Origin of the sequence: Sporomusa sp. (genome assembly GCF_035561255.1) — a bacterium.
In the GTDB taxonomy this organism is placed as follows: Bacteria; Bacillota; Negativicutes; order Sporomusales; family Sporomusaceae; genus Sporomusa.
The window spans coordinates 24,016-42,824 of the sequence record NZ_DATMXX010000416.1; the positions used below are offsets into that span (position 1 = coordinate 24,016).

Genomic DNA, 18,809 nt, shown 5'->3' on the forward strand with positions numbered 1-18,809 from the left:
GATCACCTGCTTATAACGTCACTGTTTTAGCATTTGCGATTGTCTCAATAATAGTATACATATTCGTCACTTCACCAACCGCCAGATCGGCCTTGACCTGATAATAATCAAGGCAGGTACCACATGACAGGACAGTGACCCCTCGCTCAGCCAGAGTTTTTAGTTGCTCCAGCACCGGTGAGCCTTCCACAGTCAGTCTAATACCGCTATTGATAAAGAGGAGCGCCTCTGGTTGTGGTTTTGTCTCAAGCATTGTAGTCATAAACGCCTTCATCAATACGGCTCCCAACTCCGGCGCACCATGACCTAAGGTATTCTGAGTAATTAGATACACCTGCCGGGTTGCATCCGGTCCAATGCTTGCAGTCGTTGCCGCAACCGGCGTTGCCGCTCTTGTACCTTTACCCTTAATGATCGTAATGTAATAATCTCCGCTTTTTTCCTCTACAGCCGCCCCAAGACCATTGGCAGCAGCAAACTTAACGACATTAATTTTAGCAACATCATTGTCAACAATAATAGTAATCCGGCCTGCCTCGGTTGTTTCAATTGTCTTCTTAGTCTGAATTACCGGTTGTGGACAAACCAGGCCTCTGCAATCAACAACTTTATCTGACATAAATATCTCCCCCTCCGTCTGCCGTAACTTGTCCAATCAAGCTGGCTGCTGCCACGCCTGCGGCCTGCAGGGCAGCAATTAATGCTTGCGCCTGATCTCCAGGTACAGCAAATAATAATCCCCCTGAGGTTTGCGGATCAAAGCAGATGTCCCTGATGTTTTCTTTAACAGGCTCAGCAAAAGTCACCGTTTTTAGATAGTTACGGTTAGTATAAGCGCCACCCGGCACCAATCCCATATTGGCCGCCTCGGCAGCCTCCGGCAATAGCGGTAATGCTGTGCTATCAATCGTTATTGATACTTTGCTGCCTGCTGCCATTTCGTAAACATGACCCAATAATCCAAAGCCGGTAATATCTGTGCAAGCATTAATGTTAAAACCTGCCGCAACTTTTGCGGCAACCGCATTTAATGCCGCCATGCTGGCCGTTGCCTCAGCAACACCGTGCGGAAATAAATCAGCTCGTGCTGCAGAAGTCAGAATACCGGTACCTAGCGCTTTCGTCAGCACCAGACAATCCCCGGGCTGCGCCCCGGCATTTGTCCAAATTTTTTCCGGGTGGGCAAGTCCTGTGACAGACAGGCCATATTTAGGCTCATTATCAACAATGCTATGACCGCCGATAATAACGGCTCCAGCCTCAGCAACCTTGTCCTGCCCGCCTTGTAGAATGGCCAAAAGCACTTCTCCGGGAAGCTTACAATTGGGGAAAGCCACTAGATTGAGTGCCGTTAATGGCGTTGCTCCCATTGCATAGATATCACTCAGACTGTTAGCAGCCGCAATCTGCCCAAACAGATATGGATCATCCACAATGGGGGTAAAAAAATCCACCGTTTGCACAAGGGCTGTTGTTGCATTTAGTTTATATACCCCGGCATCATCTGATGTAGTAATGCCAACAAGCACATTAGGATTATGCATTACCGGCAACTGATTCAAAACCCCGGCCAGGTCCCCTGGCCCCAGTTTGGCAGCACAGCCACCACGCTGGCTATACTCTGTAAGTTTTACCACAGGTAATACCCTCCTTGGTTAGTATTTTACGTGATTAGATTTCATATTGATATATTATAACCTGCCTGGGTAAAATCCTGCTTCACTCATGCTTACAGTTTTCGCCGCATTCTGATGGGCAAAAACCGAAGCCATCGTTGTAGTCACACGGCTCTAAGTGGATAATAACATCACAGGGAGCAAACTGAGCTTTTATGGTTATTTCGATCTCATCGCAAACGTCATGCGCTTTATCAAGATACATATCTTTTTTTAGCACTATATGCATGTCAATCAGCCGGAAACTACCTGACCGTCTGGTCCGCAGCTTGTGAAAGGCAATGACCTCCGGATGCTGATGAACAATCGCTCTTATTTCTTCTTCTTCTGACTCAGGCAGAGTAACATCAGTTAGCTCATAGATGCTTTTCATGGTCATACTAAAACCAGCCTTAAACACAATAACTGCAACAGCAATAGCAATCATGGGGTCAAGCCAGTATAGACCTGTCAGCTTAATAATCACCAAACCGATAAATACGCCCGCACTTGTCCAGATATCGGCCTTCAGGTGAAGCGCATCAGCCTCCAGGGCATGAGAACCGGTAAGGCGCGCCACATAATAAAGTTTATTTGATACCCAGTAATTAACAGCCACTGATACAGCCATAACGATCAAACCATACTCCAGATATTCCGGGATATGCGGGTTATTTATCTTATTTATAGACTCATAAACTATCCATAAGGCGGCTAATACAATGAGCACAGCTTCAAATGCCGCTGACAGGTTTTCGATTTTTCCATGACCGTACGCATGTTGGCTATCAGGTGGCTTACTAGCTTTTCTTACCGCAATATAGGCTACGAGTGCAGCAATTAAATCGACTGCAGAATGAGCAGCTTCCGAAACAATACTGACTGCCCCTGTAAATATGCCGACAACAAGTTTAAGCACCACTAACAGGGTATTGGAGATAACCGATAACCGTGCTGTCTGCTGCTTTAGTTGGTTATAATTAGTTTCCAAGCCTTTCCCCCCAAAAAGTAAATTTAAACATAATTAAAAAACCTGCGGGTCCAATAGGTCCCGCAGGTTTTACCTGCTGCTGGCGCTGCCCGGCTGCACCGGCATAGCCGGTCGCCTGTTCCTACGCTTATTATATTAGCACAGCAAACAAAATGTGTAAAATTCTTGGGCAGATTTAGATAAAATTAGCCGATCTGAGCAACATGTTGCACAGGATAACCCAGAGCCGCTAAACGGTCAGTCAATGTTTTTACATCATTAATCTCAGCCCGAATAACTACCTCATACTGACCATCCTCAGCCGGAAAGCTAACAAAACTGCCAATACTAACACCTTGCTCCTTAAATACACCGGAAATATCGTTAATAACTCCTAACCGGTCCGGAACAATCAAGCTCAGACGGGTTTTGCCCTGGGGCAATCCCATCGCATCAACAAAAGCCTTAAATATATCGGTTTCTGTCAGTATGCCGACAACAGCCTGATTGGCATCAACAGCGATTAACCCACCGATTTTATTGTTGTACATTAAGAGCGCCGCTTCTTCCACAGTGGCATCCGCGCTTATTGTCAGAACCTTCCTGGTCATAATGTCTTTTACCTGCATCTTAGCCAAGAGATAGTTTAGTTCAAACACGGATAGCGACGTCGCTGGCGAAGCCGACACTTCTCTGAGGTCTCGATCAGTAACAATACCAACCAGCTTGCCATTATCTACCACCGGCAAGCGGCGGAATTTGTTGCTGCGCATAATCTGCAGCGCATCCACAATAGTCATGGCTGACGTAATAGTAGTGGGGTTGGCTGTCATTCGTTTGGATACGATCATAGCATAACACTTCCCCTACACATTTATTGTTTAAGAACATCGCAAATGGGCATTCTTCTTGAGCACTCGCCTGTTATTATCCGCCCAGATATGCTTTTCTGATCTCTTCACTTGCAGCCAGTTCTTTAGCATCACCTGACAAGATAATACGCCCGGTCTCCAGCACATAGGCTTTATTGGCAATAGACAATGCCATATGAGCATTCTGCTCAACCAAAAGAATAGTAGTACCTGTCTGATTGATGTCTTTAATAATCGAAAATATCTCTTTTACCAGGAGCGGAGCCAAGCCCATAGAGGGTTCATCCAAAAGCAGAATCCGCGGACGGCTCATCAGTGCACGGCCCATCGCCAGCATCTGCTGTTCACCGCCTGACAGCGTACCGGAGAGCTGGCTACGCCGTTCACCCAGACGAGGGAAACGGGCAAATACGTTATCCATATCTGCTTTAATCTCTTTGGTGTCAGAACGAAGGTATGCGCCTAATTCCAGGTTCTCAAGTACCGACATATGTGCAAATACGCGGCGCCCTTCAGGTACTTGCGATATACCTAGTTTAACAATATTCTGCGCAGGCACGCCGGCAATATTTTGTCCCTCAAAAGCAATCTGCCCTGTTTTAGGTTTTAGGAGACCGGAGATAGTCCGGAGTGTAGTACTTTTGCCTGCACCGTTAGCGCCAATCAGTGTAACGATCTCGCCCTGGTTTACCTCAACACTGATCCCTTTTAGAGCATGAATGGCACCATAATATACATTAATGTTATCAACTTTTAACATAACCATGATCTAAACCTCCTCACCGAGGTAGGCCTCGATAACCCGTGGATTATTTTTAATTTCGTGTGGCGTTCCTTGGGCGATTATGCTGCCATAATCAAGTACATAGATCCGCTCACAAACCCCCATAACCAGGCTCATATCGTGTTCAATCAACAGGATCGTCAGTTTAAACTCATTTTTGATCCAGCGAATCATTTCCATAAGCTGCTGCGTCTCCTGCGGATTCATCCCGGCTGCCGGTTCATCTAGGAGCAACAGTTTAGGCTGGGCTGCCAGCGCCCGTGCAATCTCCAGACGGCGCTGCTCACCATAGGGCAGGTTTTTAGCAATTTCATCTTTTTTATCAGCTAATTGAAAGATTTCTAAAAACCGAATGGCCTTCTCTTCAATCTCAGCTTCTTCAGCATGATAGCCGCCAATACGGAAGAAAGACGCCAGCAAGCCGTACTTTACGTGAAAATGATATGCAATCTTAACATTGTCAAGTACGGTAAGGTCAGCAAACAACCTGATATTTTGGAAAGTACGGGCAATACCCTTCTGAGTAATCTGGTATGGTTTGAGACCGACAACACTTTTGCCGTCAAACTCAATTTGGCCTTCGGTAGGTTCATATACCCCGGTTAAAAGGTTAAACGCCGTTGTCTTGCCGGCACCGTTCGGGCCGATAAGACCAACCAACTCGCCAGGAGCAATTTCAATGTCGAAATTAGAAACCGCCCGAAGGCCGCCGAAAACTTTCGATAGCTTAGTTGCCTTGAGTAGAGCCATGTTTCTTACCTCCTGTCAAGCGGCCTAACATCTTCAGGCTTAATTCTTTATTGCCAAACAAGCCCTGTGGCCGGTACAGCATCAAAATAATAAGCATTAGCGAGTATATGATCATCCGCCACTCGGGATAGCTAGCAAGCGCAGCTGACACAAAGGTCAGTAGAACAGCTGCGGTAATGCTGCCGGAGATGCTGCCAAGCCCCCCCAATACCACCATTGTCAAGATATCAAACGATTTCATAAAAGTAAAAGATGCCGGATGGGCAATATAAAAGTAATGTGCAAACAGGGAACCGGCCACACCGGCGAAAGCCGCTCCGATAGTAAAGGCCAGAACCTTGTATTTAGTTGTATCAACCCCCATGGCTTCGGCAGCAATTTCGTTTTCACGGATGGAAATACATGCCCGCCCATGGGTTGAGTCAATAAAGTTTTTAATGACAAACACGGTAAACACCGTAATCGCAAACACCCAGGTAAAGTCGGTATAACGGGGAATACCCATAAATCCTGACGCACCACCAACATACGGAATGTTTAGAATACAAATCCGGATGATTTCGCCAAGTCCCAAGGTCGCAATGGCCAGATAATCGCCATTTAAGCGTAATGTCGGAAGTCCTATCGCAAAACCCAAAGATCCGGCGGCAATTGCGCCACCGAGAATAGCAGCAATAAACGGTAACTGCAGCTTTACTGTGAGTACTGCGCTTAAATATGCGCCAACAGCCATAAAGCCCGCATGCCCAATAGAGAATTGGCCGGTAAATCCGTTAATAAGGTTCAGGCTTACTGCCAGAATAATATTAATGCCAATTAAAATAATATTAAGCTGCCAGAATGGACCAATCACCTCAGCTAATATCAGACCTTGAATAACGGCGTAAGCCACTATACAGGCCACTAACCCCATAATATCTGTCTTAGTTTTTCCTCGTAAATTCATGGCCTGTCACCTACACTTTCTCCCGGATATTTTTACCCAAGAGACCAGTCGGTCTCCATAGCAGGATAATAATCAGAATCCCAAACGCCACTGCATCCCGGAAGGTTGAAGACCAGAATCCGCTGACCAAAGCTTCAATGACTCCAAGAATGGTACCACCAAGCATAGCACCAGGAATGCTGCCGATACCGCCTAGTACTGCAGCAACGAAGGCTTTAAGGCCAGGCATAATTCCCATCAATGGGTCAATTGAGTTGTAGTAAACACCAACAAGCACACCGGCTGCAGCAGCCAGCGCTGAGCCAATACCAAAGGTAAAGGAGATTACCCGGTCAACGTCAATACCCATAAGCCGGGCAGCATCGGTGTCAAAAGACACAGCCCGCATTGCTTTACCCATTTTGGTTTGGTGTACGACATAGGTCAGAATGACCATTAATAGCAGGGATACCACTAAAATAATAACTTGCTGACTGTTAATCACCAGACCCCAGACATTATATATCTCAGCATTAAAAACCGCCGGGAAGGTCCGCGGCTGAGGTGACACCAGCAGCATTCCGCCATACTCTAAGAATAGCGATACGCCAATAGCCGCGATGAGGATCGCAATCTTGGGCGCACTCCTTAGAGGTCTGTAAGCTATTTTTTCAATTGCCATACCGATAACAGCAGCAGCGGCCATTGAAAAAATCAGCGCCGGAACAAATGAAAACTTCAATACAGATGTGGCAAAAAAACCCGCATAGGCGCCCACCATGTATATGTCTCCATGGGCGAAATTGATCAGCCTGATTATACCGTAAACCATGGTATAACCCAGCGCAATGAGCGCATAAATGCTGCCCAGGGAAATACCATTTATTAATTGCTGGCCAAATTGTACGATTAAGCTTGAGGAATCCAATGCGCTCTCCCCTCTCCATTTCAAAAAATATTATTATATGTTGAAGGGCCAAATTGGTCCAGATAGCCGGGATAATTATCCCGGCTACAGGGAACAACGCACCCTTAATTAGGGATTTACCTTCTCTTTAAAGGTTTGCTTGCCGTCTTTCATTTCAATGATGACAGCACTCTTAACCGGATCATGGGTAGCATTAAAGGTAATTAAACCTGATACTGCCTGATAATCTTTAGTTTTAGCCAATTCATCTTTAATCTTCACAGGATCTGCACTATTGGCCCGTTTCATAGCCTCGATCACCATCATGGTGGCGTCATAGGATAATGCGGCAAAAGCGTCAGGCGTCTGATTGTATTCTTTCTTATAGGCTTCAACAAAAGTTTTTACTGCAGGACTATTATCATCAGGCGAATAGTGATTGCTAAAGAAGCTGTTGTTTAAAGCCTGAGCGCCGCCGATTTCCGGCAACTTAGCGGAGTCCCAGCCATCGCCGCCCAGGAATGGAACCGTAAGACCAAGCTCACGGGCTTGTTTAATAATCATACCTACTTCCTGATAATAACCAGGCACAAACACAACATCAGGGTTTTTGGCCTTGATCTTGGTCAGGGTGGATTTGAAATCAGTGTCTTTCGCCAAATAGGCTTCACTTGACACAATTGTGCCGCCATTTTTCTCAAAAGTTTCTTTAAAGAACTGGCCTAAGCCTTTAGCATAGTCACTGGAGTTATCAATGTATATAGCCGCGGTTTTGGCTTTAAGCGACTTTTGGGCAAATGAGGCCATTACCGAGCCCTGGAACGGATCAATAAAGGCAGCCCGGAAATTAAAGTCGCGCACCTTGCCGCTGTTAGGATCAACAGTCACTTTAGGGTTCGATGCAGTCGGGCTGATAGCCAGCACCTTGTTATCGGCATTAACCTGAGCTGCTGCAATAACGCTGGAAGAAGCAATAGGGGCGATAACAGCCACTACTTTATCCTGAGTTACAAGCTTTTGCATGGCATTGGCCGCCTCAGCTGCTTCACTCTTATTATCTGCTACAACTAAAGCAAGCTGTTTACCGAGAACACCGCCTTTGGCATTCACTTCTTTTATAGCTAATTTAGCAGCATTGGTCGCCGACTGGCCAAAAGTGGCATTGCCGCCGGTCATCTCCAGGTTAGCGCCGAGCTTGATTACGTCTGACTGCTGGCCACCACTACCGCTGCCGCCGCAGCCTGCAATGAGTCCAGCCACCATAAGTACACTTACTGTTACACTTACTAACTTCGTAAATCTTGTTTTTGACATGGTTTCCCCTCCCAATTATCAAAACTGGATACCGTGGTGCAAACATCGCATGTACAGTATCGCCCCCTTACATTGAGATCCAAATACCCGCAAAGGTTACAGACCTCAACTGTTGTTAGTACTTTCGTGTCCACCAACAACAACTACTTGTTTCGCATACAGTGTAATTATAGGGGCCTTGTCCATCTCTGTCAATACTTCCAGCACAGTACATCTAACTGTTTGTCCACGCAGGGGAGACTTTGGTTGTCTTATTCTTATTAAAAAGGGATAAGGCCTTGGCCTTACCCCTTGCACTGCATTGTACACTGGTAGAGTTCATTACCACTTATTTACTTATTGAAGGGTTAGGGATTAATCTTTTCTTTAAAGGATTGCTTACCATCTTTCATCTCGATTACTACAGCACTCTTTACCGGATTATGGTTAGCATCAAGGGTCAGGATACCTGTGCTTACTTGCAGGTTTTTGGTTTGTTCCAGTGCATCGCGAATTTTAGCCGGATCAGCGCTGCCTGCGCGTTTGATTGCATCGATAATCACTAGCCCGGAGTCATAGCCAAGGGCAGCCAAAGCGCTAGGCTCTTGGCCATATTCTTTTTTGTAGGCTTCTACAAATTTTACAATGTTAGGATCTTTATCTTGTGAGGAGTAGTGATTGCTGAAGAAACCGTTGTTGAGCGGAGCAGCGCCGGCAATATCTACCAGCTTGCTGTCATCCCAGCCGTCAGTACCTAACAAAGGAATAGTAATACCAAGTTCACGGGCCTGTTTAACAATCTTGCCTACTTCTTCATAATAAGCCGGGATAAAGATTACGTCAGGATTAGTGGCCTTAATCTTAGTCAGAGTAGCTTTAAAGTCAGTATCTTTCTGTAAGAAGCCTTCTTTAGCTACAATCTTGCCGCCGCCTTGAGTAAAAGCAGCCTCGAAAACGTCAGCAAGTCCTTTAGAATAATCGGAGCTGTTATCAATATAAATTGCGGCAGTTTTTGCTTTTACCGATTTGCTGGCAAAGTCAGACATTACTTTGCCTTGGAAGGGATCAATAAAGCAGGCGCGGAAAGCATAAGGCCGTACATTGCCATTATCAACGGTTACTTTAGGATTGGTTGCGGTAGCAGTAAGTACCGGAACTTTATTATCTTGTGCAATTTGCAGGGTAGCCAGCACATTAGAGCTGGATACAGGGCCTAGCACAGCTACAACTTTATCTTGAGTTATTAGTTTAGTAATCGCATTAGCAGCCTCTGCTGGTTCTGATTTATTGTCAGCGACTACAAAAGTAAGCTGTTTTCCCAATACACCACCAGCTGCATTGGCTTCTTTGAATGCCAGTTTAATGCCATTGGCTGTTTGATTGCCAAAATTGGCAATCCCGCCAGTCATTTCAAAATTACCACCAATTTTAATATCTTTGGCATCAGCAGGTTTTGATGACGACGAACCGCCGCAGCCTGCCACCAGACCAGCCAGCATGGTAAGCGCTACTGCTAAACCGACAAACGTTAACCACTTTTTACTCACTGTAAATTCCCTCTTTTCTCCTCGATATTCACCTTTTTTATGCACCAAAAACACTGGGTCTAACAGCTGCCTGGGCTACAATTAAAAAAAAGTACATATTACTAAATATCGTCCCAAATCAGCTCCCTCCGGTTTACAGTTGTTGTGAAACTATGCAAACCACATGTTCCCCAGTCGCAGATATTTGTGCGCATATGTCTGTAAATATTATTATATTGGTAAGTCCTCCGACCTGTCAATACGTTTTTTTTGATACGTGTAATTTTACTGTTTTTGCAGAATGGATCTAAGTCCACAAAATAAAAAACATCTCTGCCAATTGTCCTGCTGGCAGAGATGTTTTCGTTTATCTGTAAAACTGAATTGGTTCGGCGTTAGTGTCCATATTCCAGACGCCGCAGGGGCAAATGCCACTGCAGATGCCGCAGCCGATACATTTATTCGAGTCGGACACATATTCAGCTCCTGTTGTGCCGACTATGCGGGTAATGGCATTCTCCGGACAAGACTTCAGACACATATGACAATCGCGGCAAGTACCACAGCTGATACAGCGGTTGTAATCACCAGTAGCCTCCGGCACATCACAACTATGACATTTTTTAAAATAGGCGGTACTCATCCGGTCTGGTGAAATTTTCTCCTTTTGCGTTACAGCATAGCTACTGTTGTTCAGATACGCATTGGCAGCCAATGCAGCCTGGCGCCCAGCCCCAATGGCGTCTACCAATCGTCCCGGGCGAATTGTGTCACCCGCAGTAAAGATACCAGGGGCCACACTATAATCGGCAGCCGGTTTCAGGCAACCGCGGTCAAATTCAATACCTGCAGGCACAAAACCAAGATCTGGTGACTCGCCAATTGAGATAATAACCGTATCCCCTTTAATTAGCTGACCGTCTTGGGTGACAATTCCTTCAGCCGTAACCTCTTTAGTAAACACCGGCCAGAGGATCTCACCACCCAGTGCTTTTACATGTGCAATCTCGTGTTCAAAAGCTGCCGGGCGTTGAACGTCGATACAGGTTACCTGCTCGGCTCCCAGGCCATAGGCACCGACAGCGACATCCATGCCGGAGTTACCACAGCCGATAACAATGACCTTCTTTCCAATACCAGGGTGCTCGCCCCGGTTAATGGCTTTGAGAAAATCCAGGCCTTTGACAACACGTTCCTGACCAGGCCAGGATATTACCTTAGTTATATGGGCACCAGTGGTAACTACCACTGCATCATGACTGTCTTTTATTGAGGAGAACTTTTCTTTATCAACAGTTACGCCGGTTTTAATGGTAACACCCATTTTTTCAATCCGGGCGATTTCGCTCGCCAGTGTGGACTGAGGCAGGCGTGAGCGGGGAATGACCTGCTCCATTTTGCCGCCAACCTTAGCATCTGCTTCAAATACTGTTACCTCATGGCCCAGCCGCGCTAGCTGCCAAGCCGCGGTAAGACCAGCCGCACCGCCGCCAATAACGGCCACATGCTTGCCTGTTTTAGCTTCGGCTTGGGGCAGTTCTGCGTCAGCCGAGTAACTGCCCAGTTTGCCGATTTGCGCTGAGATATCAACCGTTTTCCTGGTACACTCATCCATACAGAGGTTCGGACATACCGCACCGCACACCGAACCAGGGAATGGCGTATATTCAAGCACCAACCGGTAAGCCTCATCGATCTTGCCGTCCCGCAGCAGGTTAAAACGCTGTTGGGAAGGTATTGAGGCCGTACAGTTAAATTCACAGGGCGCACTATATTTGGCATTCTCCCAGACAGGTACACGCCGCCGGTATACACCAGTGGCAATCGCACCGATGACCGCAAAATCATCATCGCATACATCGCCGAAGATACTGCCAGGTACCCAGGTACCGGTCCGGAAAGCATTAAGATTGGTGTTGGCTTTTTTGGGGCGCTCATCATAGGAAAGCGGTACTACTTTCTGCCAGTCACTCCAGTCAGTTAACCGGCTGCGTATCTCCGGCCGCCCGATCGCAGTTAGAAAATCATCCATATTGCCATCAAGATAGGCAATATCGTCCGCATTTAACGCAAGTATCTTGGTATCTTTAGCCGATATTCCGTTGGCCCTGCCCCGGAAGTAGACAATACCGCCAACCATACCGGTACAGGCACGGTCACCCAAGACAGACTCGAACTGTTCGCTGTCATAGCCGCACACTACCGCAATACCGCCCCCCATGAATTCGAAGGCAAAACTACCGACATTCTTCAGCACCCAAAACTCAGGCGCCTCATACAAGGGGTCATGCTTCATGAGCGAGCCTGAGCGGGTTCCCGCCCGGCCGCCAACATAAATGCTGCCTGCAGCAGCACAGTGAGCCGTAGTATCACCACCATCGCCCTTAACAATAATCCGGCCGCCGGCATTAAGCCAGCCGACATCAGCGGAGGCCGAGCCTTCAACAATAATTTCTGTTCCTGGCAGACACATGGAACCAACGCGCTGGCCGGCATTTTTTACGTAAAATTTGAGTGGCTTACCTTCAGGGTGCCATAGCGGCCCACCAATATCATGCTGGCCTGCAGCTTCAATATAAAACTCAGTTTCCCCTTGAGCCAACGCGGCATTTACACTCTCTAAGAGGTCTTGCGTTGACATCCGGTTGTTGCCGTCAATCGTATTTATTTTAAACATGCGCATTCCCTCCTAGCATACATATTGAATTGCCAGCTTGTCAGCAATAGCTCTGTCGGTAGTAACCAGAGCGTCAGAACGTCCGACAGGCAGTGAGCTGTTACCGACAGGCGCCATGAGCTTTTTGAGTTCGCTGTCTAATGCCAGCATGTAGTCAACAATGTTTTGCGCCGCTTTATCAATATCCAAACGCTTTACTAAACGCGGGTTTTGCGTACAGATTCCTGCCGGACAGTTTCCGGTATTGCATGCATTGCAGCGCCCAAGCTCGTTACCGACACAGCCACACAATTGAATGAGTATTTTACCCAGGAATATACCATTAGCACCCAGACAGATCATTTTGAACGCATCAGCCGCCGCATTACCGGTCAAGCCAAGGCCGCCGCCGGCCCACAGCGGGATTTGCCCCTGCCGGCCTTGTTTAACAGCAGCCAGGTAGCATTCGCGGGTTTTTGATACCACCGGATGTCCGGTGTGGTCAAGTGAAACCTCATTTGCAGCACCGGTCCCGCCCTGAATACCATCCAGGAAAAAGCCGCCGCAAATTTTATAAGGATCTCTCAGGAGGTTATTGTATACAGATACCGACGTAGCCGATGCCGCGCATTTAATGGCAACAGGGACGCGGAATTTAAACGCAGCGTTCATGGACATGAACATTTTTTGTACCGACTCTTCAATAGAGTACAAACCCTGATGGTTTGGCGGTGATAAAAGGTCAGCCTTAGGCACGCCCCTGATGGCCTGAACCGGCTTGGACACTTTAGCTGCCGGCAACAGTCCGCCGTCACCCGGCTTGGCGCCTTGGCCAATTTTAATCAGAATACCGGCCGGATCAGCTTTCATGTGCGGCATGGCCTGAACAATACGGTTCCAGCCAAAATGACCTGAGGCAATTTGCAAAATCATATATTTTAGATATTCGGACCGCAAGAGTTTAATCGGCATTCCACCCTCGCCGGAAGACATCCGGACAGGCATCTTATGTTTCTCATTCAGATAGGCGGTAGCCAGGGCCACCGCTTCCCAGGCCCGGGTAGAAAGAGCACCGATAGACATATCACTGAATATAACTGGATAAATCCAGTTAACAGGCGGGGTGTGTCCAGTCAACTTAAGCTCATTACCGTCAGAGGTAAGTGGTAGTTCATGGGGGAGCAATACGCGGCCAAATGGTGCCAGGATGTCAAAAGTATGGCGCTCTGAGTCTAGTGCAGGGTCAGTCATCTGCGAAATACGGCCAACAACAATTTTATCCAGGGTCCGGTCGCTGCTGCCGAGGTTATTACGCCCACCGCGTTTTACTGTGGCACCGCCACTGCGATTGAGATAATTTATCCGGGAGTCAGGATTGCGTACCGGCTTAATCGCATTATTAGGGCAAACCTTCTCACACATTCCACAGCCAACACAGGCATTAGCAACAACTGCCCTTTGTTTAATTACCGGTATTGCCAGATGACGCTGGTTGGGATCGGGTTGGTGTCCTGTTGAAACAGTCACTGACCGCCGTTCCATCACGGCCTCAATAGCATGAAAGGTACAGGCAGCCACACAGCTGCCACACATGGTACAGCGCTCACTGCTATACTGCAATTTCCACGGCAGATCATTTACACTAACGTCTTGTACTCTTACTGCTTCCATCGTTCTACCTCCAATTCCGGGGTAATAACCACAACTTCCCGTTCGTTCGGATAAATATCAAGCTCCTGATTGCGATGCGGCATAATTTGATTAAGACCACAAACCTCGGACGAAATGGCAATCATTGTCCCGTCACTGCCAACTACAACTGGTCGCAATTTCTTGGAGTCACAGCAGGTCACCATACGGCTGTCAGGCAACATAGCGATAATTGTATTGGGTCCATTAATCTCCAGATGGCCTAGCGACTGGCGGATAGCAGTCAATTCACGGTTATCCGGCCGTTTGGCAATTTCATCAAAAGGCAGTGGCGTAATAACATGCTTATAATATTTAATCGGCCACTTCAGCACGTTAAGAACATAATGCAAGGTATATAAGAAATTCTGGGAATCTGATTCAAACCCAATATACCCGCGATGCAGCGGTTTTTGGTATTCTTTATTCTTGGTATAGAAGGTATTTTCGCCATTTGCACACAGTGTATAACCCTGCAGAAAAAATGGATGGGCTGCATAGCGCACAATTTCATAGTTTGTATTCTGACGGCACTGAACAACCACATTTTTAGCCATTAGTTCGCCAGTATTGTCCCACAGTTTAAAGTAAACAGCAATATCGCGAGGATCGCCAATTTCTTTCAGGGTCAAAACATCAGGCCAGAAAGAATAGACATAGCCCTGATCCTCATTCTCCAGTAACACCCGCAAGGCTAACCGGGTATCTAGCAGCAGTTCTTCTTTGGCTTCCTGAGTAGCGGTACGATAATATTCAGGATAATCATATGCCCGGAAAATATAATAGGGCATAGCTTTAATATCTAATCCCGGTTGACGGACACCACGGGGAATCCATTCATATACCGGTGTAAAGTTGTTTGTTTCCATGAAGTGCTCCACCAGCGACGCACCTTTCTGTGTACAGGCCATGGATAATAGCGGTTTATCCTTATAGTTGGCAAAAACCCCTTCGAGATCTTGCATGACCATTGCGAAACCAGAGTTATCATGCCCCTCCTGCTGAGGCAGCATCAAATGCAGTGCCAGCGACGGATGAAATGCTACTTTGCTTTTTATAGCCCCTATTCTACACATCCTACTCTCCCACCCTCTTCTATCGGCTGCTGCTAACGCCCATTTGAACATTCTAGTCAGCCTTATATTTAATAAGAAACCAAAAAAAGGCCCAGCGCGAAGATACCCTTCCCTTGGGACCTTCCGCCGGGTCTTTTATACCCACGGTGTAGTGCGTGCTACGCTGCACCTGTGCCGCTTGGTCCAGACCGCTATAATTGCGCGGAACCCTAGGCACACTCCCTCAAAACATATGTACATCTCCAAAATACCACAATGTACATTATCTGTTTTGAGTTTAATTATAGAAACGAATTGTTTTGCTGTCAATATGCAAATTTAAAGTAAGTTTATTCTGATAAATCCAGTGTTTTACGGCCAGGACGGCGTACATCACCATCTCTAACTGTATATTTATGCATATCAAGGTATTCCATTATCGGTAAAGCAATCTTACGTGAGGTGTTCAATATATCCCGTAACTCTGCCACTGTAAGCGTATCCTGCTCCTTAAAATGTGTGTGAATAAGCTGTACAATGTACTGAATTGTTTTGCTGTATACAAAAATATCATTAGCCTTTACCAACACACCTGCCCGTATAAGTACGTCATGGGCTGCCTTGGATTTATCTGCTGGCAATAATAATTTTTGCGCCAATAACGCTGGATTGATGTTTTCTAATCCAGTATTATCCAAAACAATAACTGCTTTATCAATAAGATCCCGCTGCCAGCCGCCATGTTTATCAGCATGGCTTTTAAGCGCAAGATCACCACCGCTAATGACCAGCATGCCATTGCCCAGCCACTCGGGTAATAATGTATCAAAACTCTTTTCATCAAGCATCAGTTTTTGCCGAATTACTTCTTTGGATAAACCGCTCCGGTCAGGCTGTGTTTTATGATACTCTTTCAAAATACCGGTAATGACTTTGGTAATTTGTTCAAACATCCCTGCCGCTATATATACCCCATCCAGGCAGTATAGCCTTTTGGCAACAACCAGTTTATCGACCATTTTATCTACTGCCTTATCGGGAAGATACCCGCTCTGTCTTCGGATTTCTTCCTTTGTCAGCACCAGGCGGCTTTCAGCCACGCGGTGATAGATAGCTGCTGATTGATCTGTCTTATCCACGGCCTCTGCTAGCGCAGCCCGACCGCTTGCCAACCTTCTGGTAGCCCTTCCTGGGGCAATTAGAGTAACACCACCCAGCAGTTGTTGCGGCGAATACAGCCTGATAATACCCCTGTCACCGCTACCGGCCGCCAGCGGTTGTTCCAGGATAAGCCGCATCGTGCGATGTGACACCTCTTTAAAGGCATAAACTCTGCCTAAAAACTCACCTGTACCTAAATGCAGCCTGACGCGTACCCCGCTCGTCACTTCCTGCTGCCAATCGGCCACAACATCCCAGCTTAGGCTGACCTCACCCCGTTCAACTGCGCTTAATAACATACCCCGGGAAATCTGCTCCAGCTCAATCCCGGCTAAATTAATGGCTGCCCGCTGCCCAGCGATAATCTCATTAACCTTATTGCCATGCCACTCCAAACCACGCACACGGACAATATTGCCTGACGGATATACTCTTATATTATTGCCAACCTTAGCCTGTCCACTTAATACTGAACCGGTCACCACAACACCATAACCTTTAATAGTAAAAATCCTATCAATCCAAAGCCGAAAAGGCGCGTTACGATCCCGGACCGTCAGTCTGCCTGTCATTTCTGCCAATTTTTCTCTAAGTTCCCCGATACCTTCGCCGGTAAGCGCTGATACCCTGCAAAATGGGGCATCCCTCAAAAAAGTAGATTTTATAAACTCTCGTATTTCTCCCTCAACAAGCTCCAGCCATTCAGCATCTACCTTATCAACTTTATTAACAACTACAATCCCATGTTTGATTCCAAATAACTCAAGCATGGCTAAATGCTCTCTGGTTTGAGGCATAACGCCTTCATCGGCGGCTATAACCAGCATGGCCAGATCAATACCGCCTGTGCCTGCCAGCATATTTTTCAGAAATCGCTCATGACCGGGCACATCGACAACCCCGGCAACAAGATCAGCGGCAAGCGGCAGGGAGGCAAACCCCAAATCAATTGAGATACCCCGTAATTTCTCCTCTTTTAACCGATCGGTATCAGTTCCAGTCAGGGCTTTGATCACGGCAGACTTGCCGTGATCCACATGACCGGCGGTGCCAATAATAACAAACTTCAAGATGCCCTTTCCCCCTGACTAAAACATTGTCTCAAGAGCCGCAGTAATCTCTGTTAGATCCTGCTCGGTTAAGCAGCGTACATCAAAAATCACCTTATTGTCTTGTACCCGGACAACAATTGGAATCTCCCGTTGCCTGAGGTTTCGTTCCAGATGTCCGGCACTTATGCCCGACAGGCTTACGGCCACCCCATAGCCGGGTAATGCTGCCGCAGGTAGTGCCCCACCTCCTGCCGGTGAGTTTAGAGCTATTACCTTGCAATCAAGACTACGTTCGGTCTGGTGTGTAATTAAACTATACAGCCGGTCAGCCCGCTCTTTTAGTTCCGCTGCCGGTATAGTCAGCATGGCCAGAACTGGAATATCCCGGCAAGAATCACCTAACATATAGTCCTGCAGAGTCCCCTCAATTGCCGCTAAAGACAATTTATCGATACGAATAGCCCTAAGCAGCGGATGTTTCTTCATTAGCCCAATATACTCTGCTTTACCGGCAATAATGCCACCTTGCCCTGCCCCCAGCAGTTTATCACCGCTAAAAGTTACTATATCAAATCCAAGAACCAGCCGTTCAGTAACTGACGGCTCTGTTTGCCCCCCTATAGTTAATGGCATAAGCGTTCCACTGCCCAAATCCTCGATTACCGGCAGGTTATGCTTGTGGGCTAATGCTGCCAGCTCGGCTCCGTCCGGTTGTGATGTAAACCCGACAATGCAATAGTTGCTGGTGTGGACTTTTAGAATAGCCGCCGTATTCGGACCAATTGCCTGTTCATAATCACGCAGATGTGTTTTATTTGTTGCCCCAACCTCAACAAGGGTGGCACCGCTTTGTTTTAGAACATCAGGAATACGAAATGAACCACCGATTTCTACAAGCTCACCGCGGCTGACAATAACCTCCCGTCCCTTCGCTAAAGCTGATAAAATAAGCAAGACTGCAGCTGCATTATTGTTAACCACAAGGACATCCTCTGCCCCAGTCAGTTGACGTAATTTTTCAGAGACATGATCATACCGGCTACCACGGTTGCCTGAGTCAATATTGTACTCAAGGTTACTATACCCGCCCATAATCTGAGAGATATTAGCAACCGCGCGCCTGCTGAGCGGAGCCCGCCCCAGGTTGGTGTGTAACACAACGCCGGTAGCATTAATTACCCGTCGTAAGCTAGAACGGGTCTGGTGTTCAAGTAGCTGTCTGGCTCTCGCAACAAGTGCCTCGGGGCTGACATCTACAGCAGTTCCCGTGATTAGTGCCTCCCGCACATAGTCTGTGGCCTTACGTAAGCACGCAATAACTAAATTGCGAGGATATCCACTCATCTCAGACTCAACTGCAGCAATAGCCACCAGACGGTCAATAGCGGGTATGAACCGCAGCTTCTTATTATCGATACCCATCCAGTTTAATTCCTCCCAACCGATACCCTTTTAATAAAGCCTGTTACGTCAGGGTTACTGCATCTTTGTTTACGGAATATAGAGTATATTAT

At 47.0% G+C, this 18,809-nt stretch carries 15 protein-coding genes and 1 riboswitch; all 15 genes read right to left on the bottom strand.

Features of this window, described 5'->3' with window-relative positions; all coding sequences use genetic code 11:
- Nucleotides 1-10: 10 nt before the first annotated feature.
- The 15 genes from yedF to selA all read right to left on the bottom strand — a co-directional run bounded on the left by yedF (nucleotide 11) and on the right by selA (nucleotide 18,717).
- A complete protein-coding gene (yedF, locus tag VN379_RS24230) occupies nucleotides 11-619 on the bottom strand; it encodes a sulfurtransferase-like selenium metabolism protein YedF (protein WP_325538688.1) in 609 nt (202 codons plus the stop codon).
- Nucleotides 609-1,637 (bottom strand): selenide, water dikinase SelD, encoded by a 1,029-nt coding sequence (gene selD, locus VN379_RS24235; protein WP_325538690.1) that lies wholly within the window; start codon nucleotides 1,635-1,637, stop codon nucleotides 609-611. Before selD ends, yedF begins: the two co-directional genes overlap by 11 nt.
- Before the next feature lie 82 nt (nucleotides 1,638-1,719).
- The gene (locus VN379_RS24240) at nucleotides 1,720-2,646 is read right to left on the bottom strand and encodes a cation diffusion facilitator family transporter (RefSeq protein WP_325538692.1); all 927 of its coding nucleotides are present in this window, start codon (nucleotides 2,644-2,646) and stop codon (nucleotides 1,720-1,722) included.
- 53 nt (nucleotides 2,647-2,699) lie between these two features.
- Nucleotides 2,700-2,779: riboswitch (NiCo riboswitch) on the bottom strand.
- A gap of 52 nt (nucleotides 2,780-2,831) precedes the next feature.
- Nucleotides 2,832-3,476, bottom strand: coding sequence for a CBS and ACT domain-containing protein (locus VN379_RS24245; RefSeq protein WP_325538694.1), 645 nt, complete (start codon nucleotides 3,474-3,476; stop codon nucleotides 2,832-2,834).
- 76 nt (nucleotides 3,477-3,552) lie between these two features.
- A complete protein-coding gene (locus tag VN379_RS24250; protein ID WP_325538716.1) occupies nucleotides 3,553-4,257 on the bottom strand; it encodes an ABC transporter ATP-binding protein in 705 nt (234 codons plus the stop codon).
- A gap of 9 nt (nucleotides 4,258-4,266) precedes the next feature.
- Nucleotides 4,267-5,031, bottom strand: a complete 765-nt coding sequence (locus VN379_RS24255; RefSeq protein WP_325538696.1) for an ABC transporter ATP-binding protein — start codon at nucleotides 5,029-5,031, stop codon at nucleotides 4,267-4,269.
- Nucleotides 5,009-5,977: a branched-chain amino acid ABC transporter permease gene (locus VN379_RS24260; RefSeq protein WP_325538698.1), complete on the bottom strand. Its 969-nt coding sequence runs from the start codon at nucleotides 5,975-5,977 to the stop codon at nucleotides 5,009-5,011. Before VN379_RS24260 ends, VN379_RS24255 begins: the two co-directional genes overlap by 23 nt.
- A gap of 10 nt (nucleotides 5,978-5,987) precedes the next feature.
- On the bottom strand, nucleotides 5,988-6,884 hold the full coding sequence (locus tag VN379_RS24265; protein ID WP_325538700.1) for a branched-chain amino acid ABC transporter permease: 897 nt from the start codon (nucleotides 6,882-6,884) through the stop codon (nucleotides 5,988-5,990).
- Nucleotides 6,885-6,992: 108 nt separating this feature from the next.
- Complete coding sequence (locus VN379_RS24270) at nucleotides 6,993-8,177, bottom strand: ABC transporter substrate-binding protein (protein WP_325538702.1); 1,185 nt, start codon at nucleotides 8,175-8,177, stop codon at nucleotides 6,993-6,995.
- Between the two features lie 347 nt (nucleotides 8,178-8,524).
- Entirely contained in the window at nucleotides 8,525-9,655 is a 1,131-nt protein-coding gene (locus VN379_RS24275; RefSeq protein ID WP_414715037.1) for an ABC transporter substrate-binding protein, read from the bottom strand.
- A 394-nt stretch (nucleotides 9,656-10,049) separates the two neighbouring features.
- A complete protein-coding gene (locus VN379_RS24280) occupies nucleotides 10,050-12,359 on the bottom strand; it encodes an FAD-dependent oxidoreductase (RefSeq protein WP_325538706.1) in 2,310 nt (769 codons plus the stop codon).
- Between the two features lie 12 nt (nucleotides 12,360-12,371).
- The gene (locus VN379_RS24285; protein WP_325538708.1) at nucleotides 12,372-14,009 is read right to left on the bottom strand and encodes a glutamate synthase-related protein; all 1,638 of its coding nucleotides are present in this window, start codon (nucleotides 14,007-14,009) and stop codon (nucleotides 12,372-12,374) included.
- Nucleotides 13,997-15,103, bottom strand: coding sequence for a glutamate synthase (locus VN379_RS24290; protein ID WP_325538710.1), 1,107 nt, complete (start codon nucleotides 15,101-15,103; stop codon nucleotides 13,997-13,999). Before VN379_RS24290 ends, VN379_RS24285 begins: the two co-directional genes overlap by 13 nt.
- Nucleotides 15,104-15,432: 329 nt before the next feature.
- Nucleotides 15,433-17,313 carry a selenocysteine-specific translation elongation factor gene (gene selB / locus VN379_RS24295; RefSeq protein ID WP_325538712.1) on the bottom strand — a complete coding sequence of 627 codons (1,881 nt, stop codon included), beginning with the start codon at nucleotides 17,311-17,313 and terminating at the stop codon, nucleotides 15,433-15,435.
- Nucleotides 17,314-17,331: 18 nt separating this feature from the next.
- A complete protein-coding gene (selA, locus tag VN379_RS24300; protein ID WP_325538714.1) occupies nucleotides 17,332-18,717 on the bottom strand; it encodes an L-seryl-tRNA(Sec) selenium transferase in 1,386 nt (461 codons plus the stop codon).
- Nucleotides 18,718-18,809: the final 92 nt, after the last annotated feature.